The sequence below is a fragment of the Klebsiella sp. X13 genome (assembly GCF_003323835.1).
In the GTDB taxonomy this organism is placed as follows: domain Bacteria; phylum Pseudomonadota; class Gammaproteobacteria; order Enterobacterales; family Enterobacteriaceae; genus Klebsiella; species Klebsiella ornithinolytica.
Window position 1 is genome coordinate 1,820,214 of record NZ_CP030874.1, and the last position, 22,325, is coordinate 1,842,538.

19 protein-coding genes are annotated in these 22,325 nt (G+C 55.8%); 6 read left to right on the forward strand and 13 right to left on the reverse strand.

What is annotated here, in order from left to right:
- Position 1 precedes the first annotated feature (1 nt).
- From DSD31_RS08715 to DSD31_RS08725, 3 genes are all read right to left on the reverse strand, one after another.
- Entirely contained in the window at positions 2 to 751 is a 750-nt protein-coding gene (locus DSD31_RS08715) for an electron transfer flavoprotein subunit beta/FixA family protein (protein WP_004864465.1), read from the reverse strand.
- 111 nt (positions 752 to 862) lie between these two features.
- Positions 863 to 2,449: a GMC family oxidoreductase gene (locus DSD31_RS08720; protein ID WP_044351168.1), complete on the reverse strand. Its 1,587-nt coding sequence runs from the start codon at positions 2,447 to 2,449 to the stop codon at positions 863 to 865.
- A 21-nt stretch (positions 2,450 to 2,470) separates the two neighbouring features.
- Positions 2,471 to 3,988, reverse strand: coding sequence for an aldehyde dehydrogenase family protein (locus DSD31_RS08725; RefSeq protein WP_064359037.1), 1,518 nt, complete (start codon positions 3,986 to 3,988; stop codon positions 2,471 to 2,473).
- A gap of 332 nt (positions 3,989 to 4,320) precedes the next feature.
- Between DSD31_RS08725 and DSD31_RS08730 the strand changes: the two genes are divergently transcribed.
- Positions 4,321 to 4,965, forward strand: a complete 645-nt coding sequence (locus DSD31_RS08730; RefSeq protein ID WP_004864459.1) for a TetR/AcrR family transcriptional regulator — start codon at positions 4,321 to 4,323, stop codon at positions 4,963 to 4,965.
- Between the two features lie 21 nt (positions 4,966 to 4,986).
- Here DSD31_RS08730 and DSD31_RS08735 read toward each other — a convergent pair whose 3' ends face one another.
- Positions 4,987 to 6,495: an acyl CoA:acetate/3-ketoacid CoA transferase gene (locus DSD31_RS08735; protein ID WP_004864457.1), complete on the reverse strand. Its 1,509-nt coding sequence runs from the start codon at positions 6,493 to 6,495 to the stop codon at positions 4,987 to 4,989.
- 182 nt (positions 6,496 to 6,677) lie between these two features.
- Here DSD31_RS08735 and DSD31_RS08740 point away from each other — a divergent pair, with 182 nt between their 5' ends.
- Positions 6,678 to 7,706: an aldo/keto reductase gene (locus tag DSD31_RS08740; RefSeq protein WP_004864455.1), complete on the forward strand. Its 1,029-nt coding sequence runs from the start codon at positions 6,678 to 6,680 to the stop codon at positions 7,704 to 7,706.
- Between the two features lie 118 nt (positions 7,707 to 7,824).
- On the opposite strand, the gene DSD31_RS08745 is transcribed toward DSD31_RS08740, so the two are convergent.
- The 5 genes from DSD31_RS08745 to DSD31_RS08765 form a co-directional block, all read right to left on the reverse strand.
- On the reverse strand, positions 7,825 to 8,868 hold the full coding sequence (locus DSD31_RS08745; RefSeq protein WP_032717864.1) for a zinc-dependent alcohol dehydrogenase: 1,044 nt from the start codon (positions 8,866 to 8,868) through the stop codon (positions 7,825 to 7,827).
- Between the two features lie 12 nt (positions 8,869 to 8,880).
- Positions 8,881 to 9,897: an ABC transporter permease gene (locus DSD31_RS08750; RefSeq protein ID WP_004864451.1), complete on the reverse strand. Its 1,017-nt coding sequence runs from the start codon at positions 9,895 to 9,897 to the stop codon at positions 8,881 to 8,883.
- Positions 9,898 to 9,916: 19 nt separating this feature from the next.
- Positions 9,917 to 11,422, reverse strand: a complete 1,506-nt coding sequence (locus DSD31_RS08755) for a sugar ABC transporter ATP-binding protein (protein ID WP_069475797.1) — start codon at positions 11,420 to 11,422, stop codon at positions 9,917 to 9,919.
- Positions 11,423 to 11,427: 5 nt separating this feature from the next.
- Positions 11,428 to 12,393, reverse strand: a complete 966-nt coding sequence (locus DSD31_RS08760; protein WP_004864446.1) for an ABC transporter permease — start codon at positions 12,391 to 12,393, stop codon at positions 11,428 to 11,430.
- Between the two features lie 67 nt (positions 12,394 to 12,460).
- On the reverse strand, positions 12,461 to 13,576 hold the full coding sequence (locus DSD31_RS08765; protein WP_004864444.1) for a sugar ABC transporter substrate-binding protein: 1,116 nt from the start codon (positions 13,574 to 13,576) through the stop codon (positions 12,461 to 12,463).
- A gap of 485 nt (positions 13,577 to 14,061) precedes the next feature.
- On the opposite strand from DSD31_RS08765, the gene DSD31_RS08770 reads away from it, so the two are divergent.
- From DSD31_RS08770 to DSD31_RS08780, 3 genes are read left to right on the forward strand one after another with little or no spacing between them, the layout of a single operon-like run.
- Positions 14,062 to 14,841, forward strand: a complete 780-nt coding sequence (locus tag DSD31_RS08770) for a 3-ketoacyl-ACP reductase (RefSeq protein ID WP_004864443.1) — start codon at positions 14,062 to 14,064, stop codon at positions 14,839 to 14,841.
- 18 nt (positions 14,842 to 14,859) lie between these two features.
- Entirely contained in the window at positions 14,860 to 16,038 is a 1,179-nt protein-coding gene (locus DSD31_RS08775; protein ID WP_032717862.1) for a glycerate kinase, read from the forward strand.
- On the forward strand, positions 16,035 to 16,820 hold the full coding sequence (locus DSD31_RS08780; RefSeq protein ID WP_032717861.1) for an aldo/keto reductase: 786 nt from the start codon (positions 16,035 to 16,037) through the stop codon (positions 16,818 to 16,820). The genes DSD31_RS08775 and DSD31_RS08780 overlap by 4 nt, the downstream gene beginning before the upstream one ends.
- 58 nt (positions 16,821 to 16,878) lie before the next feature.
- Here DSD31_RS08780 and DSD31_RS08785 read toward each other — a convergent pair whose 3' ends face one another.
- The 4 genes from DSD31_RS08785 to DSD31_RS08800 form a co-directional block, all read right to left on the reverse strand.
- A complete protein-coding gene (locus DSD31_RS08785; protein WP_004864436.1) occupies positions 16,879 to 18,399 on the reverse strand; it encodes an MFS transporter in 1,521 nt (506 codons plus the stop codon).
- A 158-nt stretch (positions 18,400 to 18,557) separates the two neighbouring features.
- Entirely contained in the window at positions 18,558 to 19,754 is a 1,197-nt protein-coding gene (locus DSD31_RS08790; protein ID WP_004864434.1) for an MFS transporter, read from the reverse strand.
- Complete coding sequence (locus DSD31_RS08795; RefSeq protein ID WP_088911390.1) at positions 19,751 to 20,146, reverse strand: GlcG/HbpS family heme-binding protein; 396 nt, start codon at positions 20,144 to 20,146, stop codon at positions 19,751 to 19,753. Before DSD31_RS08795 ends, DSD31_RS08790 begins: the two co-directional genes overlap by 4 nt.
- A 97-nt stretch (positions 20,147 to 20,243) precedes the next feature.
- A complete protein-coding gene (locus DSD31_RS08800) occupies positions 20,244 to 20,948 on the reverse strand; it encodes an IclR family transcriptional regulator (RefSeq protein WP_015583964.1) in 705 nt (234 codons plus the stop codon).
- A gap of 290 nt (positions 20,949 to 21,238) precedes the next feature.
- Here DSD31_RS08800 and DSD31_RS08805 point away from each other — a divergent pair, with 290 nt between their 5' ends.
- The gene (locus DSD31_RS08805) at positions 21,239 to 22,138 is read left to right on the forward strand and encodes an alpha/beta hydrolase (RefSeq protein ID WP_113990979.1); all 900 of its coding nucleotides are present in this window, start codon (positions 21,239 to 21,241) and stop codon (positions 22,136 to 22,138) included.
- Positions 22,139 to 22,325: the final 187 nt, after the last annotated feature.

The window sequence follows — 22,325 nt, forward strand, 5'->3', positions numbered from 1 at the left end:
ATCAAATCACCTTCGCTTCGTTTTTCAGCTTGTTCAACAGTTCATCCACGCTATCGACGCGTACGCCGGCTTCGCGCACTGGCGGGGTTTCGACTTTTAACAGGGTCGTGTGCGGGCGTAGCTCAAGACCAAACTCCTCCACCGGCAGGATGCTGAGCGGTTTCTTTTTCGCTTTCATCATGTTGGGCAGGGAGGTATAGCGCGGCTGGTTAAGGCGCAGGTCGGTGGTGACCACTGCCGGCAGCGTCAACGACACGGTCTGCAGGCCGCCGTCAATTTCACGGGTAACCAGCGCCTGGCCATTCTCAATACGCAGCTCGGCGGCAAAAGTTCCCTGCGGATAACCGCACAGCGCGGCAAGCATTTGCCCGGTCTGGTTATTGTCGCCATCGATGGACTGTTTCCCCATCAGGATTAACGACGGCTGCTCCCGTTCGACCACTTTCGCCAGCAGCTTTGCCAGGTTGAGCGGTTCGAGGGACGAAGGGGTAGCGATGAGCAACCCGCGGTCGGCTCCCATCGCCAGCGCGCTGCGCAGCTGCTCCTGGGCCACTTCTTCACCGATGGTGACCACTACGATCTCGCTGGCGATGCCGAGCTCTTTCAGGCGAATGGCTTCTTCAACCGCAATTTCGCAGAACGGGTTGAGCGCCATTTTCGCGTTGCTCAGATCAACCTGGCTGCCATCGTTTTGTACGCGGATCTTAACGTTATGATCGACAACGCGTTTTACGGGGACGAGAACTTTCATCGTTACCTCTCGGGATGTTGACATGTCTTTCTGGTTTTAAGTAAATAACTATTTAGTTATTTATTCAACCAATTTTTGCCCATGAAAACGAACATGGGCGACAATTTGTGATCAGTGCGACGCGATAATCAGATCGCTGGCTTTCTCGGCGATCATAATGGTGGGGGCATTGGTGTTGGAGCTGACCAGATCGGGCATCACCGACGAGTCCACCACGCGCAGCCCTTCAATGCCGCGAACGCGTAATTGGGTATCGACCACCGACATTTCGTCGACGCCCATTTTGCAGGTGCCCACCGGGTGATAGCAGGTGCGCGCAAACTGGCGGATGTAGTTTTCCAGATCTTTATCGCTTTGCGCGTCCTGTCCCGGCATATGTTCGCGGCGAATATAGGGCGAGAAGGCGCTTTGTTGCATGATATCGCGCATCAGCTTGCAGCCTTCGACACTCATTTTGAGATCGTACGGATCGCTGAGATAGTTCGGGTCGATCAGCGGAGCATCGCTGGCGTTAGCCGAGCGTAATGTGACCCGACCGCGGCTGCGCGGACGCAGGAAGTAGCTGTTAATCGTCACCCCGGAGCCGGAAGGCACCGGTTCGATACCGGCTTCCACCCCGGCACCCGCCAGGAAGTGAATTTGCGTATCGGGAGTGACGGACTGTTTATCGACATACCAGAACGCGCCGCCTTCGACGATGTTCGAACATACCGGCCCTTTGCGGAACAGCAGATATTCCAGCCCGGCCCACAGCATCCAGTGCGTCTTTTTGTACTTGTCATAGCTCAGCGCGTTACTGAGCTCAAAGATCAGGTCGATGCCCAGATGGTCCTGCAGGTTTTCCCCGACCCCCGGGAGATCGGCAACCACCGGAATGCCTTTTTTACTCAGCTCATCGGCCGCGCCAATTCCCGAAAGCTGCAGCAGTTTAGGAGAACCAATGGCTCCGGCGCTGACGATGACTTCACGGCTGGCATGCAGTCGTTGCGGTGTGCCATCCTGATAGATCTCCACGCCGACGGCGCGCTGGTTATCGATAAGCAGCCGGGAAATATGGCAGCCGGTCTTAATCGTGAGATTGCTCCGCTGGCGCGCGTCTTTCAGATAGCCCACCGCCGCAGAACAGCGACGGGCGTTGCGGGTGGTGGTCTGATACAGACCGCAGCCGGCCTGGGTCGCGCCGTTGAAGTCGGGATTGTAGGGCAGTCCCGCCTGCTGGCAGGCTTGACTGAAGGTTTTGCTCATCAGATTAGCGCCGATCGGGCTGGAGACGCCGAGCGGGCCGCCGACGCCGTGCCAGGCGTCAGAAAAGGTGTCGTTATCTTCGGATTTAATAAAATAGCGCTGAATATCGGCAAATGACCAACCGTCACAGCCCTTTTCCGCCGCCCAGCGGTCATAGTCCGCCGGCGTACCGCGGGTGAATACTTCGGCGTTGATAGAACTCCCGCCGCCCAGCACCCGCCCCTGGGCAAACAGCAGCTCACGATTGCCGAGCTGGGGCTGCGGTACCGTTTTATAACCCCATGTCAGCGGCCCGGCGGTGAGTTTGCTAAAGCCAACCGGTAAATGGATGTAGGGGTTGCTGTCCTTTGGACCGGCCTCAACCAGCAGCACTTTGCAGTCGGCGTTTTCGCTTAAGCGCGACGCAAGGACGCTGCCCGCCGAACCGCCGCCAATAATAATGTAGTCGTACATGTCTGATCCTCTGCCCCAAAATCACTCAGCGAGCCATTTAGCGCGCTTGCCCAACTGGATATGTACGGATTTAATCTCGGTATATTCATCCAGACCATAGCTGCCGCTTTCGCGCCCGATACCGGACTGTTTAAAGCCGCCGGAAGGGAGCTCGGGGCCGCCGGCGATAGTGGTATTCACCCACAGTCTGCCCGCCTTCAGATCGCGGAAGCCCTGCACCGCCTTATCCAGATTCGACGTCCAGATGCTGGCCGCCAGCCCGTAGCAGGTGTCATTGGCAATGCCGATCGCCTCTTCATAGCTGTCGAACGGGGTAACGCAGAGCACCGGGCCGAAGATCTCTTCGCGGAAAATAGTCATTTCCGGGGTCACATCATCGAAAATGGTCGGTTCGATAAACAGCCCATTCCCGGTGGGAACCGCCTTGCCGCCGGTGAGCAGGGTCGCCCCCTCATTTTTCCCCTGCTCGATATAGCCGAGCACGGTCTGGTAGTGTTTCTCCGTAACGATCGCGCCAATCTGGGTGCTTTCATTCAGCGGATCGCCGCTGCGCACTTTCTGCGCGCGTTCAACCAGCTTCTGGCAGAAATCTTTATGGATAGAACGTTCAACCAGTAAACGACTGCCGCTGACGCAGCACTGCCCGGTATTGAACAGGAAGCCAAACAGCGTACCGTCCAGCGCGGCGTCAATATCGGCATCGGCAAAAACCACCTGCGGATTTTTACCGCCCAGCTCCAGACCAAGGCGTTTGATGTTTTTTGCCGACGCGTGCAGCGCCATCTGTCCGACGGCGGTGGATCCGGTGAAAGAGACCATATCGATATCGACATGTTCGGTGATCCGCTGGCCGACGACCGAACCGCTGCCGGTGACGACGTTAAATACGCCGTCGGGCAGCCCCGCCTCTTTAAGAATACCGGCCAACAGCAGAGTCGTGCCGGATGTGATCTCGGCGGCTTTCGCCACCAGCGTACAGCCGGCGGCCAGAATATAGGGGTAGCGTTCTGCGCCAATAAAGAAAGGGAAGTTCCACGGCGTGATGACGCCGACGACGCCGATGGGTTCGCGAGTCACCAGACCCAGCATGTTGTCGCCGAGATTATTAAAGCTGTCGCCATTGATGCTGCGCGCCAGGCCGGCGGCATATTCCCAGATATCGGCCGCGCCCTGGATCTCGCCGCGCGACTGGGCGATAGGTTTACCGGTTTCCAGCGTTTCCAGCAGCGCCAGTTCCGCAAGGTTCTCGCGAATGAGCTGGGCGGTTTTCAGCAATACCGCCGCACGCGCTGCGCCGCTAATGCGCGACCATTTTCCGCAGTTAAAGGCGTCTCTGGCTGCCTTTACCGCCTCATCAACGTCTTCAACGGTTCCCGCCGGATAGGTGCTAACGACAATATCGTGGGCCGGGCTTTTACGAACAAAACTTTCGCTGCTGTGGCCCGTGGTCCATTTGCCATTGATGAACATCTGAAATTCACGCGCTTTTTCAGGCAGCAAAGGGTGGTTAACGTCTACAGGGTGAAATGTATTACTCATCGTCCTCTTCCCATCGTTCATAGCCTTCCTTACCGCTCGGTAAGAGCCAGCGAGTGATCGTTGTCATCCTGTCCATCGCATTTTTAGATGGGGACAAGATGGGTTGATTGTGTTTGTGTTTAACTTTATGTTTTATAAGTATAATGTTATTTATATATAACTATATGGTTACATATATTAGCATGCTGTTTTTGGATTGAATAAGGAAACGCCAGCCCTTGTAATGAAATTGTTAAGCGGCTAGCAGAAAGGAGATTAGCGAAAAATTTTTCTTGATTTCCGCCAATGAGTAAGGGTTAATCATCAGCCAGATCCGCAACCAAAACGATGTAATGACTAAATCAGCTACGGAAAAAACAGTACAGGTCCGTGACCCTGTTGCGACACAAAATCGGATCCTGAAAGCCGCGAAACGAGAGTTCGCGCAAAAGGGACTCGGCGGCGCACGCATTGACGTTGTCGCTGAAAAAGCAAAATCAAATAAGCGTATGATTTATCACTATTTTGGTAGCAAGGAGCAGCTTTTCCAGAAAGTGGTCGAAGATTCCTACCTTGATATTCGTGCCGCGGAAAAAAAATTAAATCTCGACAGTCTGGAGCCGAAAGAAGCGGTTGAAGCGCTGGTCAGGTTTACCTGGAACTACTACCTGAAAAACCCGGAGTTTCTGACGCTGGTGAACAGCGAAAACCTGCATCGCGCCGTACATCTGAAAAAATCAGTGGCGATCAAGTCGGCACAGAAATCAATGGTTACCCTGATGGAGGGGATTCTGCAGCGCGGTGTGGAGCAGGGTGTTTTCCGGGCGGGCGTTGATGCTGAACAGCTGGTGATCACCATTGCGGCGGTCAACTATTATTACTTCAATAATAAATATACCGGCGCCATTCTGTTCGATCGCAATTTCATGGATGCTGATTCCCTTCAGCAGCGCCTTGATTTTAACGTCGAAACGATAATGCGGATATTACAGCCCTGATATCCGCATCGCTTTGCTCATTCAGAGAGAGACGACCGCGGGGCTGTCGACTTTCGGGCAGAATTGCATACGCTGCAATACATCCTGCTCGAGGTTAACCCCGCTGACGATTGCCGCCAGCTCCACGCCTTCTTCCGTCAGCCGGAAAATGGCGCGCTCCGTAACGTACAACACTTCCTGTCCGCGTTTTATGGCTTCCGGCCCGCTGAAAGTGATATGGCGAACTTTCCGCACCAGTTTGGGAATTTGCCCATGGGACTCGATCTGTAAACGCGCACCCTGCTGGCACACCTGTAGGCCTTTTGCTTCGAAGGTGCCGCAGAAAACGACCTTTTTGGCACCGCAGGTAATATCGATAAAGCCGCCCGGTCCGACGATAGTGTCGCCCAGCTGCGAAACGTTGACATTCCCTTCAGCGTCCATCTCGCCCATGCCGAGGAAGGTGATATCCAGCCCGCCGCCGCTAAACAGATCGAACTGATCGAGCGAGCTGACAATGGCATGCGGATATTTTGCCGCGCCGAACAGCGCGCCGTCGAGAAGCTGGCCGTTGTGAATGCCTTGTTCCACCATTTGCCAGCAGGAGTCGACCAGCGATTTGTCCGCCATGGCTGAGATCCCGCCGGGGATGCCGAACCCATAATTGACCCGCATATTTGGCTTCAGCTCCCGTACCGCCAGACCCGAGATCAGGCGGCGAATGCCCTCTGCCGGCGCGTCGAGCGGGTGTTCATCCGGCGGGGCGACCTGTCCGGAGATGGCCGGATCGTATTCGGCAAGATAGCTCTGCCACTGCGCCGGGCATTCAACGATATGGTCGATCATCACGCCGGGGACGGTGACCTTACGGGCCGGGACAAAGTGCTGATCGGCGGTGGATTTCACCTGGGCGATAACCATCCCACCGTTGTTGTGTGCTGCTAAGGCGACGGCATAAGTATCCAGCTCCGCGGGCTCTTCGCTGGTGGATATGTTCGCCACGACGTCCGCCTGCGATCCGTGAATCACCGCAACATCCACTTTAAACGGTTTGTAATGCAGCCAGGTTTTACCGTCGAGTTCAATACGCGAAACGATATCCTCGCAGGTGATGTCATTGCATTTGCCACCGCTTATCAACGGGTCGACAAAAGTGCCCAGCCCGACGCTGGAAATGACGCCCGGTCGCCCGGCGCCGCTTTCGCGATACAGCGTCATGATGATGCCGGTGGGCAGACAGTAGGCCTCGATCTCATTGTCGCGGGCCATTTTTTGTAGCTCGGAAGACCATGACCAGTGGCCGCCGATGATCCGTTTCACCAGTCCCGGTATAGCGAGGCGGCCAAGACCGGATCCTTTGCCATTGCCAATCCCTAAAGCATGAATCAGGGTGAGATTCCGCGGATGTCCGGTTTCGCGGTAGCGCGTCGCGATGGCCGCCATGACGTAGTCAGACTCCAGCAGGCCGCCGCCGGAGCCGGTGAAGGCAACGGTGGAGTTATCTTTAATCAAAGCAACCGCTTCTTCGACGCTTTTTAGTTTGCCATGCATGCTCGTTATCCTCGTTGAACTCAGTACAAAATAAACTAACTAGTTAGTTACAATTGCAGAAAGTAAAAGCCGGATCAACGTCATTAATGCCGCTTTGTTATCCAGGTAACATTTTCACAACATTCGTTTTGATATAACTATCTTGTTAGTTAATTAAACTCTAAACCTGCAGGAGCACAGACATGGATCCATCACAGAAGAATGCGTTTGGCCGTACCGCTGTTCAGGTTACGGCAATGGGTTACGGTGCCGCGCCAATTGGCAATATTTTCCGTCCCATCAGTGAACAAGAATCGCAGAACATGATTCGCCAGGCGTGGGACAACGGTCTGCGCTATTTTGATACCGCGCCGCTGTATGGCCATGGTCTGAGCGAAGCGAGGATTGGCCACGGTTTGCGCTGGTATCCACGCGATGAGTATGTGTTGTCCACTAAGGTCGGTCGTCTGCTGAAGCCGAAAAAACGTAGCGAAATTGATTCCGGGGTGTGGGTCAACCCGCTGCCGTTTGAGGCGGTCTTTGATTACTCCTATTCGGCAACGATGCGATCCATCGAAGACAGTCTGCAGCGCATGGCGCTGGAGCATATCGATATCGCGTTTATTCACGACTGCGATTTTTATACTCACGGGGATAAACAGCCGCACTACTTTCGTCAGGCGATGGACGGCGCATGGCGCGCGCTGGCGCAGCTGCGCGATGAAGGCGTGATTAAAGCGGTAGGGATGGGCGTCAATGAATGGCAGGTGTGCCATGCTGCGCTGCAGGAAGCCGACTTTGACTGTTTCCTGCTGGCCGGGCGCTATACGCTGCTGGAACAGGAGGCGTTAAAAGCGTTCCTGCCGCTGTGCGAAGAGCGTAATGCGGCGGTGGTGATTGGCGGGGGATTCAACAGCGGGATACTGGCGACCGGGGCGGTTGAGAACGCGAAATATAACTATGGCCCGGCCAGCCCGGCGATTCTGCAAAAAGTCAGCAAAATTGAAAACGTCTGCCGCGATTATCACGTCAGTCTGCCAGCGGCCGCGCTGCAGTTTGTCCTGGCTCACCCGGCGGTGCCCACGATTATTCCCGGCACCCGCACGGTAGCGCAGCTGGAAAACTGCCTGGAGTGGATTGCCGCGCCGATCCCGGATGATTTCTGGCGTACGCTGCAACAACAGGGCCTGCTGGATGAAGGGGCGCCGACGCCAGCCGACCGCAAAGCCTGAGTGACCCGGGAAGGCAAAAAAGGTGCTCATCAGGAGCACCTTTTTTTATTGTCATCCCTAAACCACCTCCTGGGGAGGTGGTGATTGATTCTGCCGTCTTATCCGTGCGGCGGAAATCTTACTCCTCGGCAATACGTAGCTGAATTTTCAGGTGCTGCGGATGAGCGAGCAGGGTGGAGAAAACCTGCTGAATATCCTCCAGCGGGTGAACGGACTCGCGGAACGGGGCGGTAATAAAACGTTGATGGCTCAGCAGATGCAGCGCCTGGTGCATATCTTCCCCCATCCCGGCCACGCTGCCCTGAATCCTTTGCTCCTTTAAAATTATCTCCAGCGGTTTAATGGCTATCTCGGTTTCCGCATCGGTTAAACCGAAGGCCAGCAGCCGTCCGCCTGGGCGCATAAACGTTAGCGCCTGTTGATACAATTCCGGATGGCCGACGCTTTCGATGACCACGTCGGCGCCGCGTCCCTCCGTAAGCGCCTTGATCTGCTCCAGCGCGCGTTCGGGGTCGGTGATGACGCTATCCGCACCGCACTGTCTGGCGAGCTCGGCCCGCTGCGGATTCAGCTCCACGGCAATAATCGGCGCGGCGCCCAGCAAACGCGCCATCTGAATATGCATGTTGCCCACCGGGCCCGCGCCAATCACCACCACGGACTCTGCCACGCTGAGGCCGATTTTTTTACTGGCGCGCACCACGCAAGAGAAGGGTTCGGTCAGGCAGGCAACGCTATCCGCAATCTCATCGCCGATCGGGATCACCAGACGGGCTGGAATCGCCACATACTGCGCAAACGCGCCGTGGGTGTGAATGCCGAGCTGGCGGATCTCCGGGCAGTTCAGCAGTTCGTTGCGCCGACAATAATAACAGTGGCCGCAGCCGATATTGATATCGGCGACCACCCGCTGGCCCGGCGTCAGAGTAGAGACCTGGCGACCAACGGCAACAATTTCCCCGCTGAACTCGTGGCCGGGAATTAACGGCAGCTTATCCTGGGAGTAATGGCCATTATAGATATGAATATCGGTTCCGCAGATTGAACAGCGGGTGACGCGAATCAGTACCTCGTCGTCGCCGTAGGCGGGGACCGCAACCTGGCGTATTTCGAACGTTTTAGGTGCCGTCAGCACCGCGGCCTTCATTAATTTGGGGATCATCGCCTGCTCCGGTTATTTAACGGTGGAAATTTTGGCGCGATCGATGGTCATCGCGATCGCCGCAATCATCAGCACGCCGAAGAAGATCTGCTGCGCCTGCGCTTCGACGTTCAGATAAGTCATACTGGTACGAATAACGGCCACGATGAGGGTGCCGATAAGCGTGCTCAATACGCCGCCCACGCCCCCGGTCAGCGGCGTGCCGCCCAGCAGCACCGCAACGATGGCCGGTAGCAGGAACTGGTCGGCCATGGTCGGCGATGCGCCGGAAAGACGCGTCGCCAGCAGCACCCCGGCGGCGGCGGAGAACGCGCCGGCAATGGCGAAGGTGATAATCTTCACCTTGATAACCTTCACGCCGCTGGCGAGCGCCGCGGACTCGCCGGCGCCAATCGCCTTCATGTGGCGTCCCAGCGCGGTGCGTCTTTCCATCAGCAGGGCCAGCAGCAGCAGTACCGCCGCGATAATGATTTCCATCGGCAGCGTAAAGACAGTGGAGGTCATCCAGCCAACCGTCTGGCTGCGAATATCCCCTGGAATATAAAACGCGCGTTGTCCGGAAATGACCTGTCCGCTGGCATAGGCAATTCCGCCGACGGCGAGCGTGGTTATGAATGACGATATTTTGAAGCGGGTATGCACCCAGCCGGAGATCGCGCCGAACAGCGCGCCGACCGCCAGGGTGAGCGGAATCGCCAGCACGCCGGTTTGCGACAACAGAATGACCAGCACCACCGTTGACATACTGGCAATCGACTGGGCGGATAAATCTATGCCGCCGATATAAATCACAAAAGTCATGCCAATCGCCATAATAAACAGCGTCGACGCATCCTGCAGGAGCTGGAATATATTGTCGGGTTTAAGAAAATCCGGGTTATAGAGGCTGACGAGGGCGACTAATACCACCAGGGTCAGAATGGGTAAATAACGGGTGATTTTTTCACGCCCGGTTAACGGCGGCCGGGTCGGGCTGCCGGTATTATTTTTTGTCGGCACTGCTAATAAATCAGAACGGGTGATTTTCATGGAGATTTGCCTTAATAACCTAGACGAAGTGCTGCAATAATTCATATTGCTCCGGACGCTTCTCTTCACAGCCGGTGAACTGATATCTCAGCTGGCCGTCCTTAAAAATAGCGATGGTATGGGCGAGACCGATGGCCTCCTCCAGAGAGTCGGCGATCAAAATGACGCCGCATTGTTCATCGGTGAAGTCGCGGACTAAGTCGTAGACATCCTCTTTGGCGCCGATATCGAGGCCGCGGGTAGGGTGGTCGAGCAGGATGATTTTCGCCTCGGCGGTTCGCCATTTAGACAGCACCACCTTTTGCTGATTGCCGCCGGAGAGCTTGCCGCACTGTGTATCAATGCTGGCGGTTTTAATCGACAGCTTTTTAACCCACTCATTGGCCAGCTGGCGCTCGTGATGCACCTGCAGCAGTCCGGCGCGGGAATAGTCCTGCAGGTTGGCGAGAGTGATGTTTTCCACCACCGACATTCCTTCGACGATACCCTCGATTTTGCGCTCGCGCGGGATATATCCCACCCCTTCAGCGATGCTGTGCGTGGGGCTGAATTTACGTACCGCTCTACCGTTGAGGATCACTTCTCCCTGCTCGGGCTGCAGCAAACCGAAGATGGTGCGGATAATCTCTTCGGTACCTGCCCCTTCGGTGCCAACCAGCGCCAGCACTTCGCCGGCGTGCAGCGACAGCGAGACATTCTGATAATGGCCCGGTAATGAGATATTTTTTAACTCGACGAGGGTGGTCGCTTTATGAATGCCATGCTTGCGATGCTCGCGATAATAGCGTTCATCAATATCCCGACCGACCATCTGGCGCTGAATATTCACCACATCAAAACGGTCGCGGGTGAGCATATCCATGACCTGCCCGTCCTTCATCACGTAGATGCGGTCGGAAAGGGTCATCACTTCGTCAAGACGATGCGAAACAAAAATGAAAGAGGCCCGGCTTTTTAGCTCTCTGACCAGCGCAAACAGCAGCTCTATCTCCTGGGCAGGTAACACCGAGGTCGGCTCATCGAGCAGGATGATTAAATGGCCGCTGCTCCTCTCCTCGAGAGTTAAAACCTTCGCCAGCTCTACCAGCTGACGTTGGGTAAACGAAAGCTCTGAGGTGATTGTTTTCGGGTCGATATCCAGTTTGACTTTCGCCAGCTGCTTTCTGGCGGCCGCCGCCATTTTTTTCCAGTTAATCACCCCAAGTTTTTTAAACGGTTGTTCAAAGCCGAGGAAAATATTTTCCATTACGCTCAGATTGGAAATTAGCGACTGCTCCTGAAACACCATCCCGATACCTTGCATCATGGCATCGCGCGGTGAGCGAAATACCACCGGCTGGCCATTAATCAGCACTTCGCCTTTATCGTGCTGATAGGCGCCATATATGATTTTCATCAGCGTAGATTTTCCGGCGCCGTTTTCACCGACTAATCCAACAATTTCTCCGGGATTAATTTGCAGATTAATATTTTGCAAAGCCAGAACGCCCGGAAACGATTTACCAACATTTTTGAATTCAAGCATAATCGTCACTTCACTATTTGCAGACGTTTACGATTAGTGACTAATGCCACCGAGATAATAACTAACGCGCCTAAAACGCCCTGTTGGATATAGGTCGGGAACCCGACCAGCACCATGCCATTGTTAATCACGTTGATAATCAGCACGCCGATCAGGCTTTGCCATACGCCGCCGTTGCCGCCCATTAAGGAGGTACCGCCGACGACCACGGAGGTGATGGCGATAAAGGTGTAACCGTCGCCCAGGTTGCTGGCGACCGACCCCAGGCGGGCCACCGCGAAGACGGCGCCCAGGCCGTAAAAGACCCCGGCCAGCGCAAAGCCGAGCACGCGAATACGTTTTACCGACAGACCGGACGCGTAGGCCAGGTGCTCGCCGCCGCCGACCGCATAAAAATTACGTCCCAGCGCGGTATAGCGTTGAATAAACCAGGCGCACAGCAGGGCCGCCCCGGCGAGATAGACCATCAGCGGGAAATCAAAAATGCGTTCGGTCAGCAGGAGCCGGAATGTCCGGTCGGGCAGGGGAATGCGTTCGCCGCCGGTAATCACCATGGTGACACCAATTAAGCTGAAACCAATTCCCAGGCTGACCAGGAACGAGGGGATTTTTAGCGTGACGTGAATCAGACCATTAATGAGCCCACAGGCGGCCGAAATAAGAATCGCTGCGGGGATCGCTAAATAACCGAGTTCGCTAAAGCCGCCCAGCTTCACCATAATAATGGCCAGCATCGAACCGCAGAAAGCCATAATGCCTTCAATTGACAGGTCGATCGAACCCATAATGATGATAAACGTCACGCCAATCGCGATCATTAACGGCGCGGCGCTGGCGGTCAGTAAACGCGAGAAATTACGCACCGATAAAAATCCGGGATAAATCACGCTGATGATGGTGCACAGGAGCAGCAGCACCATCAGCGGCGCCCATTTGCGCAAAAACTCTTTATAGCTTGAATGTGATGACATGTTCGACCTTCACTCATTGAATGTATAACGTCTTCATTGAGAATAAATATTCGCAGAAGGGGGAATACTATAATTTGCGATACTGAATGGGGCCTTTCGACGCCTGCCAGAAATTGTTCCAGTCGACCACCGGCGTATTCACGATATTCTCCTGATACCATTTCTGCGCGTCATCTTTGGTTATCATGATCGTCGGGCCATAAAATTCGCGATGCTCATGCGGTTCGGCGGATGGTTTGAAGCTGCCGATAGCCGCATGGTGAGCCAGGGAAAGCGCGATGCCGCCGGCCCAGTAGGGGTCAGTGCTCACGGTGCAGAGTATTTCACCGCTGATGCACAGCTTGACGGCGTCCGGGGTACCGTCGTAGGAGACAATGGGTATCTGCCCCGCGAGGCCTTCAGCGCGCAGCGCTTCAATAATGCCGAGAGTCATGCTGTCGTTGGAGGAGAAAATACCTTTGATATCATCCCCGAAGCGGGTGAGCATCGTTGACATCATGTCGTTGGCTTTTGACGTACTCCAGTCCGCATCCTGCCAGTCCAGCAGCTTGATATCCGGATTCTCCTTCAGCTTGTGCATCAACCCCGCTTTGCGTTCAATCGCCGGGACGTTAGAGGCGATACCGCCCAGCCCGACAATCCCGCCCTTTTTGCCCATCGCGTCAAACAGCAGCTGCGCGCACTGCTGGGCCGGTTCGAAATCAGACCAGCTGATATGGGCGACGTAGTTGTCGCCAAAATCCCACGGATGCAGATCGTCGGTTTTGTTCCAGATAGTGGTAATAAATGCGCCGCGCTGCTGACAGGCCGTCACCACCGCCCGGGCGTTAGGGGCATCGTTCGGATCGCAGCCGATCGCCAGCTTCCCTTCGGTTTTCGAGAGCAGGGCTTTGATATCAGAGAGCACCTTCTCGTTATTACCGCCGTTAATCAGACTCACCATCGGCGAGTTTTGCGTCTTCGCATAAGATTGCCCCCCGGCGGCAATCGCGTTCCAGTAGGAGTTATCAGGATCGCGGTAGCCCCAGGCCAGAGTGAAATTCCCCCCTTCGGCTGCCATGGCTTTCGACAGTGGGCTGATAAGCGGGAGCGCAGCCATGCCGCCGATGCCAAGGGCGCTTTTCAGCAGGAATTCACGTCGGCTAATCACGCTTTTTTCAACGAATTTTTTAATAAATGACATAGCGATATTTCCTGTCTTTTCGGTTCACATGGAGGATCGTTTCTGGTGATAAAACCCGTAACATGTAAATAACTAATTACTTACAAGTTGAGGATATATCATCCAGGAAAGTAATTGGCAATGAAGGGGGAGAGAGACAGTTTGCCTGGCGTTTTTATCTGATTAGGAATTATCTAGTTATTTGTTTTTATTGATTATTCATGAATGTACCGTTGGCAAATGCGTCAGCGCCGGTGTGACGGTTCTTTGTCAGCGAATTACTCTTATCGCTATGATTTATATTGTTTTTGTTGTTATTTTTCTGCGGGCGGTGTTTTGCTTGCGTTTGGGAGATCAGTCACAAAGATTTTGCTGACGATCTTGCCCTCAACTCCGCTATCTACCTGGATCGCATATTTGACATTTGTAAGTAACTATTTATTTACAAGTGGCGAGAGCCGTCGCTATGATTTCGGCGTATGCTCAACCAACAATGGGACGAAAAGATGACGGTTAAAACACGACAGGTTGCGTTTATCACCGGCGGGGCTCGCGGCATTGGTTTTGAGATTGCTGCGAAGCTGGCGCAGGCCGGTTTTGATATTGCGCTGAATGATTATCAGGATTCCGCCACGCTACAGGCATCCGTAGCGCGGCTGGAAGGTTGGGGGGTGAATGCGGTTGCGATCCCCGGGGATGTGGCGGATATCAGCCTGCACGACAGGATGCTGGCGCGGGCGGAAAATGCGCTTGGACCGTTGACGACGTTCGTGAATAACGCCGGCGTCTCGGTGACCAGCCGCGGCGATCTCCTCGACGTGACGCCGGAAAGCTACGATCGCTGTCAGGCGGTTAACGCCCGCGCCACGTTCTTCCTCTGTCAGGCTTTTGCCAGACGCCTGCTGGCGCGCACCTGCCAGCCAGAACTGCACTACAGCCTGATCGTGGTCTCTTCTTCGAACGCCTCCGCGGCCTCCATCAATCGCGGAGAGTACTGCGTGTCGAAAGCCGGGGCGGCGATGGTGGCGAAACTGTTTGCCGCGCGACTGGCGCAGGCCGGAGTGCAGGTTTTTGATATCCAGCCGGGGCTGATTGTCACCGAAATGACCCAGCCCTCGCTGGCCATGTATCAACAGCGCGTCGATGAAGGCTTAACGCTGTTGCCGGAGCTGGGGACTCCCGCTCAGATAGGCACGATCGTGACCACCCTCGCCAGCGGGGGAATGCCCTATTTAACCGGTCAGGTGATTAGCGCCGATGGCGGAATGCTGGTTCCCCGTTTCTGATTTAAGCAGGTAAATGCGATGAAAATAATTATTGCCCCGGACTCCTTCAAGGAGAGCCTCTCCGCCAGCGCGGTGGCTGATGCTATCGAACGCGGTCTGCGCAGAGCGCTGCCAGATGCGGAATACGTGAAACTGCCGATCGCCGATGGCGGCGAAGGCACGGTTGACGCGCTGATTAATGCCACCGCCGGACAGCTGATTTTCGTCCCGGTTACCGGGCCGATGGGAAGGCCGGTGAACGGTTTTTTTGGCCTGCTGGGGGATGGGAAAACGGCGGTCATTGAAGTGGCCGCCGCCTGCGGTTTGCAGTGGGTGGCGCCGCAGGAGAGGGACCCGCTGATAGCGACCAGTTATGGGGTCGGGGAGCTCATTCGCGCGGCGCTGGATCGCGAGGTCGACAAAATCATTATTGGTCTGGGCGGCAGCGCCACCAATGAGGGGGGGATTGGCATGCTGCAGGCGTTGGGCTGTCGCTGTACCACCGCCGGCGGAGACGAGGTCTCGTGGGGCGCCGGGGGACTTGATCAACTGGCTGAGATTGATTGCTCCGGTCTCGATCCGCGATTAGCCGGGGTAACGTTCCAGCTGGCCTGCGATGTGAACAATACGTTGCTCGGCGAGCAGGGCGCTACGGCCGTTTTTGGTCCGCAAAAAGGGGTGACCGCGCACACGGCGCTGAGAATTGAAAACAACCTCGCCCGGGTCGCCAGCGTTCTCAAGGGCCGCTCCGGAACGGATATCGCCAGCCTCAAGGGCGGCGGTGCGGCCGGCGGAATGGGCGCTACGCTGCAGGGGATACTGGGAGCCGATATCTCCAGCGGCATCGATCTTGTGCTCAACACGCTTAACTTTGATGAGCAGGTGCGCGGGGCCGATCTGGTGATTACCGGTGAAGGGCGCCTTGACGCCCAGACCAGTCGCGGCAAAGGGCCTGCCGGCGTGATCAGCCGTGCGCATGCCCACGGTTGCCCCAGTATTGCGCTGGCCGGGTCGCTCGGCAGTGGTTATGAAGCGCTGTACGCGCTCGGGCTCCGTTCGGCATTTTCGCTGGTTCCCGGCATTATCTCCTATGAACGCGCGCTGCGCGAAGCCGCCGCTCTGCTGGAATCGACGGCGTTCAATATTGCCTCGTTGTGGCATCTGGCTGCGAGCCAGGCGGTTTGTCGCCAGCGCCCTCCGTTGAGGGAAAAAGCATGAATATTCTTTATCAGCCCGAGTTTATCCGCGGTTTTGGCACCTATAAACTGCGCGCAGAGAGATTAATGACGGCCCTGGAACAGGCTCTGAACGTGGGCTATCGGGCGATTGATACCGCGCAGATGTACGAAAATGAACAGGAGATTGGGCAAGTCCTGCGTCATCATCCCGTCGCTCGCAGCGAACTTTGTATTACCACCAAAGTGCTGCCGGCGAATTACTCCGCTGAGCGGTTTATGGCTTCGGTGGCGCAAAGCCTGGTGGCATTGAATGTTGAACAGGTGGATGTGTTGTTGCTGCATAGTCCGCCAAAGCAGGATTTCAGCGCCACGTTGCGTTTGCTGGAACAGGCGCAGCGGCAAGGGCTGACGAAATATATCGGCTTAAGTAATTTCTCTCCGCAGCAGATGGTAAGGGCACGTGAAGCCATTGCCGCGCCGCTGGTTGTCAATCAGGTGGAGTTCCATCCGCTGCTGGATCAAAGCGACTTATTGCAGGCCGCGGTCGCTACGCAAATCCCGCTCTCCTCATACTGTTCAATAGCCCGGGGGGAAGTGCTTAAATACCGGCTTATTCAGAGTCTGGCGGAATATTATGCCCGCACGCCAGCGCAAATTATTTTGCGCTGGATTTTACAGTCGGGCGTGCAGTCAAATACCATGTCCTCCGATCCGCAGAGAATGGCTGAGAACTTCGCGATCCTCGATTTTACGCTGTCCCATATCCACATGCAGCAGATAGCCGAATTAAAAAGTGCCAATTATCGCGTTGTGATGGTGTAAGCCGCGTTATGCGGCGGTGTCTGACGGGGAAGGCGAGTATCGCCTTCCCCGTTATTGTTTATTTTGACGCTGTGACCGTGTCAGCGTCTGGCTGGCGGCTAAGACGTGAAACCGAGTTGTTCCCCCACAGTTCCTGATAACGCAGACCGGTAATCTCCTCGAGAATACGCTGGTTTTGCGGACTTGCGGGGGCGAGTGGCCCGCCGGCGAGGCGCATTCTGTCGCACTCCTCGCGCAGTACCGCATGCGTTTTGATATTCAGCGTAAAGCGACGTGACGCCAGGTAACCGCCAATCAGAAGCAGAGTGGTGCCGAGACTGAGTACGGCCAGGATAATGTAATGCACCGACGCCGGTTGCTGTGGCTGGCCGGGATTAAAATGCGCCAGCTGCAGCAGAACGCCGACGAGCATCACCGCGACCGCCTGCGATGCCTTACGCGTCATGGTCATGACGCCGGCGAAAATACCTTCGCGCCGCAAACCGGTGATCGCTTCGTCGACGTCGGCCATATAGGTGTAGGTATTCCACGGGATATAGTTAATACCGCCGCGACCGAAGCCCGCTACCGCCGAGACCAGCATCAATACGGCAAGATGGGTAAAATCCCCGAGCCATAAAAAACCGTAGGTCAGGCAGGCAAGCGCAAAAAAGGCCACCGCCAGACGATAGGCCGGGGCGGGGCCCCAATGAATACACAGTGGGATCATGCAGAGTACGGCGATCAGCTGCATGATGGACATGATGCCGAGCAATTCGGAGGAGACGGTGGCGGTCTGGAACAGGACGTAGATGACGTAGTAGGTGAAAACGGCATTAAATACATCCTGGGCGATAAACCCGCCGAGATACATCCCAAGATGGGTGCGGAAGGCCTTCACTTTCAGGGTGGAGAGTGCGTCGCTGAAAAAACGCTTGAGTAAAGATCCGGACGCCGCAGGCGGCGCCTGCTGGTCAACGCTGCGCTCTCGTTCCCACGTATTGCAATACACCAACGTCAGGGCGATGGCGCAGATGATGGCAATCACCAGCCCGGCATAAAAGAAGGCGTGGGGGTTATCTTTTCCATACCAGCTAAAAAACAGGGCCGGCAGGTAGGCCGTGATGATGTACGACAGCTGGGCGAAAGAGATTCTGGCCCCTGAGAAGCGGGTTTTCTTTTTGAAGTCATCGGTCATTTCCGGAACCAGGGTTTCATACGGCACCAGAACCATGCTGTAGACCAGTTCGAAGACAAGGTAGGTCAACAGATAATAGAGGTAACCCATATCGCTGACCCAGATAAAACAGTAGGAAAAGACGGCGGGGATACCCGACAGAATAAAGAATTTGCGGCGACCAAACTTTTTCCCCAGAAAAGTATGGCCGAAGTTATCGGTAATATAGCCCATTAACGGACTGGCGATGGCATCGAAGACTCGCGCAATGGCGAAAATGGATGCCGCTTCAACCGCGCTCAGGTGACAGAAATTGGTATAAAAGAACAGCAGCCAGGCACCGGTGAGTGCCGTCGTTCCCATACCAAAAAAATCCCCTGAGCCGTAGCTGAGATAGTGTTTTAACGTGATTTTTCTTGCCATGATATACGCCTGTTATCTGAGTAACGAGTTCGCAGTACCATAGTTCACTGATATCTAAAAGTAACCAACTTGTTAGTTACTTTTGATCGTGGATCACATTTCATTAACCACCAGTCACGCCGTTACCGGCAGCAGGGGAACGTGAAAAAAGCAGCGGTCTACGCCCGATGGGCGCGGCGTGCATCCCGGGTAAATCGGCTGCTTAACCAAAACAGCGGGAGCTGAGCTATCGTCACCAGGAGTACACCGGCTAAGGGGGTCATCGCCATCAGCCCCTTCGCCACGACAGCACTGCCCAGCGTTTCACCGAGGGTTATCCCCAAATTAAACGCCGCAATATTTAAGGCTGAAGCAAAATCGACGGCTTTTGGCGTCCAGCGTTCAGCGGTGCTCAGCATGCCGGCCTGAAAAGCCGGTGACATCCCGAACGCCAGCAGTCCCCACAGGAATAACAGGACCATCACAGGCAGGCGCCAGGGTAATGCCACGGCCAGTAAAATGAGGGTGACTGCCAGCAGCAACAGCATCCGGCGTAATGCGGATGTCCAGCCCCGGGTCACCGTCAGTTTGCCGCCGAGTTGATTCCCGATTAGCGTGGCGATGCCAAAAATAATCAGCAGCAAACTCGCGGTCTGCGATGAAAAGCCGCTGATGTCGGTCAGGATCGGCGTAATAAACGTGAACGCGGCAAAGCTGGCGCCAAAGCCGGTGACGGTTATCGCCATCATGGCCAGAATTTCCGGCCGCAGTAACGCCGCGAGTTGCGTGACGGTTTTACCGGCCTCAGGTACGGCCAGCCGGGGCACCCAGATTGCCGTGGCGACCCACGCTATCACCGCCAGCCCGGCGACGGCGTAAAACGGTAGCCGCCACCCGACGCTATTACCGATCAGGCTGCCCAGCGGGACGCCGATCACCATGGCTAACGTCAGGCCGGAAAACATCAGGGCAATCGCTCGTCCGCCTTGCCCAGGTGGCGCGAGGCGGCTGGCCACGGTCGCGCCGATGGCAAAGAAACTGCCGTGCGCCACCGCGGTGATGGCCCGGCCTGCCAGCAGCAGCGGGTAGCTGTCCGCCAGCGAGGAGAGGATATTGCCGGCCAGGAATAGCGTTATCAGGCTCAACAACACCGTTTTACGCGCTAACCGCGCCAGACCCAGTACCGCCAGCGGCGTGCCAATCGCCAGTGCGAGCGCATAGAGTCCGACCAGTTTACCCGCCGCGGCCAACGAGACGTGGAGATCTTGCGCGATGGCCGGAAGAACCCCGACAACAATGAACTCAGCTACGCCAATGGCAAAAGAGGTCACCGCCAGGGCCCAAATCCCCGGATGTATTGGCGTTTTCTGACTCATCGTTCACCTGCAGCGGCCTGGGCGATAGACTGATCCTGTTCAACCGTGGCGCCCGCGACACCGACGGCGCCCAGTATGTCGCCATTCGTATCATGTAGTACCACGCCGCCGCCAAAGCTGATTAATCCGCCGTTGGTGTGTTCCAGGCTATAGATGGCCCCGCCGGGCTGGGCGTGTTCGCCAAGGTCAATGCTGTCGACGCCAAATAAGGCGGCGGTGCGCGCTTTCTTGATCGATACGTCAATGGTTCCGGCAACCGCACCGTCCATACGCAGGAACTGACACAGCAGGCCTGAATCGTCGACGACGCAAATTGAAACCGAAAAACCTCGCTCACGGGCCAGGGTTGAGGCACGTAAAATAACATCCCGGGAAAGCTGCTCTAATTTCATTTTCAAAACTCCTCGTGTTAACAGGTGTTTTGATGATTCCAGAACGGCCGGGATGAAGAAACAGGGGAGGGAGATATCCGCTTATTGTTTGATAATGTCAAACTTTCCACCGCATCAATTGTGTGACGAGGTGGTTGATTCGCTCTGCGCTCAGGCGCTGAGAGGGGCCGGAAATACCCAGCGCGGCAACAATTTTCCCGTGTTGACGTAGCGGGAGCGCCAGGCAGTGCAATCCGCATTCAGCTTCTTCGAGATCAACGGCATAGCCCTGACGGATAATCGCCTGCAGTTCTTTTTCCAGCTCTGCGGACATCCCGTCCGCCCGGCGCAGGCTGCGAATAATTTCCGCTTTATCGGCGAGGAGCACTTTGCCGATGGCTGAGGTGGTCATGCCTTCTCTGCGGCCACGCGCGCTGAATACCGGCAGCGGGCCGTTAGCATCGATGGCATCCAGGTAGAGGTATTCGCGCGTTCCGCACGGCACCGCCAGATAACACACCTCGCCGCTGATTTCCGCCGCATATTGCAGCAACGGGGCGAAAAAGGATTTCACCTCCTGGTCGGCATCAATCAGCGTCTGGGCAATGGTTCTTAAGCGCAGACCCAGCGAGTAGCGGGTGCCGTTACGGGTGATATACCCCATTGACGCTAAAGTATTCAGCAACCCGTATATCGTACTTTTATGCAGTGCCGACCGGCGGGCCAGATCGACTAATCGGGCATCGCCACCCTGCTCAGCGATGATCTCAAGGAGATTCATCGCCCGTTCTACGGACTGAATTTTACGACTTTCATCGATCATCGATGTTTCTCTCTGTTGTCGATCCCGACGCTCAATGGCGGGGCAGATAATGGGGCGAATAATGAATAAAAAAGACCGGTGATACAATACGGCGTGTCGATTGCCGCGCGCTCCTGTGCCGTCACTTTTTTGCGTAATTGAAAATGATATTGCTAACCATTATCATCATGGCGCTACGTGAATAAGGCTTATCCGCCAGAGTGATACGGGAAAAACAGGTGAAGAGAGAGTATCAACAGGGGAAGGATCATCCGTCCCGAAACAGGGTCCAGCGCATCGCGGTATCTTGCATGCTCTCCTGTATGGCGCTGCTGTACGCCGGAAAAAGCGCGGCGAAACCGGATATGAAACCGCTGGGGCCGAATATTGCCGATCGCGGGTCTGCGGTATATCACTTCAGCGTTCATCAGTTTGACTCTGCGGATGGCAAAAGGCACTACCGGGTCTGGACCGGCGTACCTGACACATCGCCGCCGCCATCGGGCTACCCGGTCCTGTATATGCTGGACGGTAATGCGCTGATGGACCGCTTGTCTGATGAGCTACTGAAACAGCTGACCCAAAAAACGCCGCCGGTGATTGTGGCGATTGGCTACCAGACGCCGCTGCCTTTCGACACCCGCGCCAGAGCCTACGACTATACGCCTGCGGTGCAGCAGGGGGCCGGGGCCGTTGCCGTCGGCCATTATACGCGCGAGGGCGGCGGCAGCGCGACGTTCCGCCGGCTGCTGGAAGGGCGTATCGCCCCGACGGTAGAAAAAAATATTAACATCGACCCTAATAAACGAGGCCTCTGGGGACACTCCTTTGGCGGGCTGTTCGTACTGGACAGCTGGTTAAGCTCCTCTTTCTTCCACTTTTATTATGCGGCCAGCCCCTCTCTGGGCAGAGATAATTTCGCCCTGCTGACGAGAATGGAATCGCTTAATAAGCAAGAGGCCTGCCACAAGCAGCTCTATTTACTGGAGGGCGACGACCCGTTGGGAAGCAGCGCCGCCGCCGGTGCGGCCGGTGTGCTGAGCAGAGTGCGTAACACGGTTTCCCTCCTGAAGGAGGAGGGGCTGGCAGCCACCTACTGGCATTATCCGGGGCTGACGCACGGGCCGATGTTTAATGCCTCCTTCCGGAGTGCTTTGCTGCATATCGCTACGGCTGGCGAGAGCGGTGAGCAACGGTGCGAACACCGCTAGCCCGAACGGTGTGCTCGGCGAGGCATCTCTCCTGACGCGCTGTCACTGAGGGGGCGCGAGGTGATAATTTAAGCGAGCCGCCGGCGCGGTCTGTCGCATCGGGGGGCATCTTCCTCCCGATGGCAGGGGCTGTTTCGCTGAGCGCAGAAAAGCAAAAAGCCTGCTCGAAAGCAGGCTTTTCTATGTA

Bases quoted from the DNA above. Each gene is read 5' to 3' on its own strand.
- DSD31_RS08780 (WP_032717861.1), top strand. From the start codon at position 16,035: ATGAATATTCTTTATCAGCCCGAGTTTATCCGCGGTTTTGGCACCTAT.
- DSD31_RS08750 (WP_004864451.1), bottom strand. From the start codon at position 9,897: ATGAAAATCACCCGTTCTGATTTATTAGCAGTGCCGACAAAAAATAAT.
- DSD31_RS08740 (WP_004864455.1), top strand. From the start codon at position 6,678: ATGGATCCATCACAGAAGAATGCGTTTGGCCGTACCGCTGTTCAGGTT.
- DSD31_RS08765 (WP_004864444.1), bottom strand. From the start codon at position 13,576: ATGTCATTTATTAAAAAATTCGTTGAAAAAAGCGTGATTAGCCGACGT.
- DSD31_RS08790 (WP_004864434.1), bottom strand. From the start codon at position 19,754: ATGAGTCAGAAAACGCCAATACATCCGGGGATTTGGGCCCTGGCGGTG.
- DSD31_RS08770 (WP_004864443.1), top strand. From the start codon at position 14,062: ATGACGGTTAAAACACGACAGGTTGCGTTTATCACCGGCGGGGCTCGC.
- DSD31_RS08755 (WP_069475797.1), bottom strand. From the start codon at position 11,422: ATGCTTGAATTCAAAAATGTTGGTAAATCGTTTCCGGGCGTTCTGGCT.
- DSD31_RS08760 (WP_004864446.1), bottom strand. From the start codon at position 12,393: ATGTCATCACATTCAAGCTATAAAGAGTTTTTGCGCAAATGGGCGCCG.
- DSD31_RS08805 (WP_113990979.1), top strand. From the start codon at position 21,239: ATGCTCTCCTGTATGGCGCTGCTGTACGCCGGAAAAAGCGCGGCGAAA.
- DSD31_RS08775 (WP_032717862.1), top strand. From the start codon at position 14,860: ATGAAAATAATTATTGCCCCGGACTCCTTCAAGGAGAGCCTCTCCGCC.
- DSD31_RS08745 (WP_032717864.1), bottom strand. From the start codon at position 8,868: ATGATCCCCAAATTAATGAAGGCCGCGGTGCTGACGGCACCTAAAACG.
- DSD31_RS08730 (WP_004864459.1), top strand. From the start codon at position 4,321: ATGACTAAATCAGCTACGGAAAAAACAGTACAGGTCCGTGACCCTGTT.
- DSD31_RS08785 (WP_004864436.1), bottom strand. From the start codon at position 18,399: ATGGCAAGAAAAATCACGTTAAAACACTATCTCAGCTACGGCTCAGGG.
- DSD31_RS08720 (WP_044351168.1), bottom strand. From the start codon at position 2,449: ATGTACGACTACATTATTATTGGCGGCGGTTCGGCGGGCAGCGTCCTT.
- DSD31_RS08735 (WP_004864457.1), bottom strand. From the start codon at position 6,495: ATGCATGGCAAACTAAAAAGCGTCGAAGAAGCGGTTGCTTTGATTAAA.
- DSD31_RS08800 (WP_015583964.1), bottom strand. From the start codon at position 20,948: ATGATCGATGAAAGTCGTAAAATTCAGTCCGTAGAACGGGCGATGAAT.
- DSD31_RS08715 (WP_004864465.1), bottom strand. From the start codon at position 751: ATGAAAGTTCTCGTCCCCGTAAAACGCGTTGTCGATCATAACGTTAAG.
- DSD31_RS08795 (WP_088911390.1), bottom strand. From the start codon at position 20,146: ATGAAATTAGAGCAGCTTTCCCGGGATGTTATTTTACGTGCCTCAACC.
- DSD31_RS08725 (WP_064359037.1), bottom strand. From the start codon at position 3,988: ATGAGTAATACATTTCACCCTGTAGACGTTAACCACCCTTTGCTGCCT.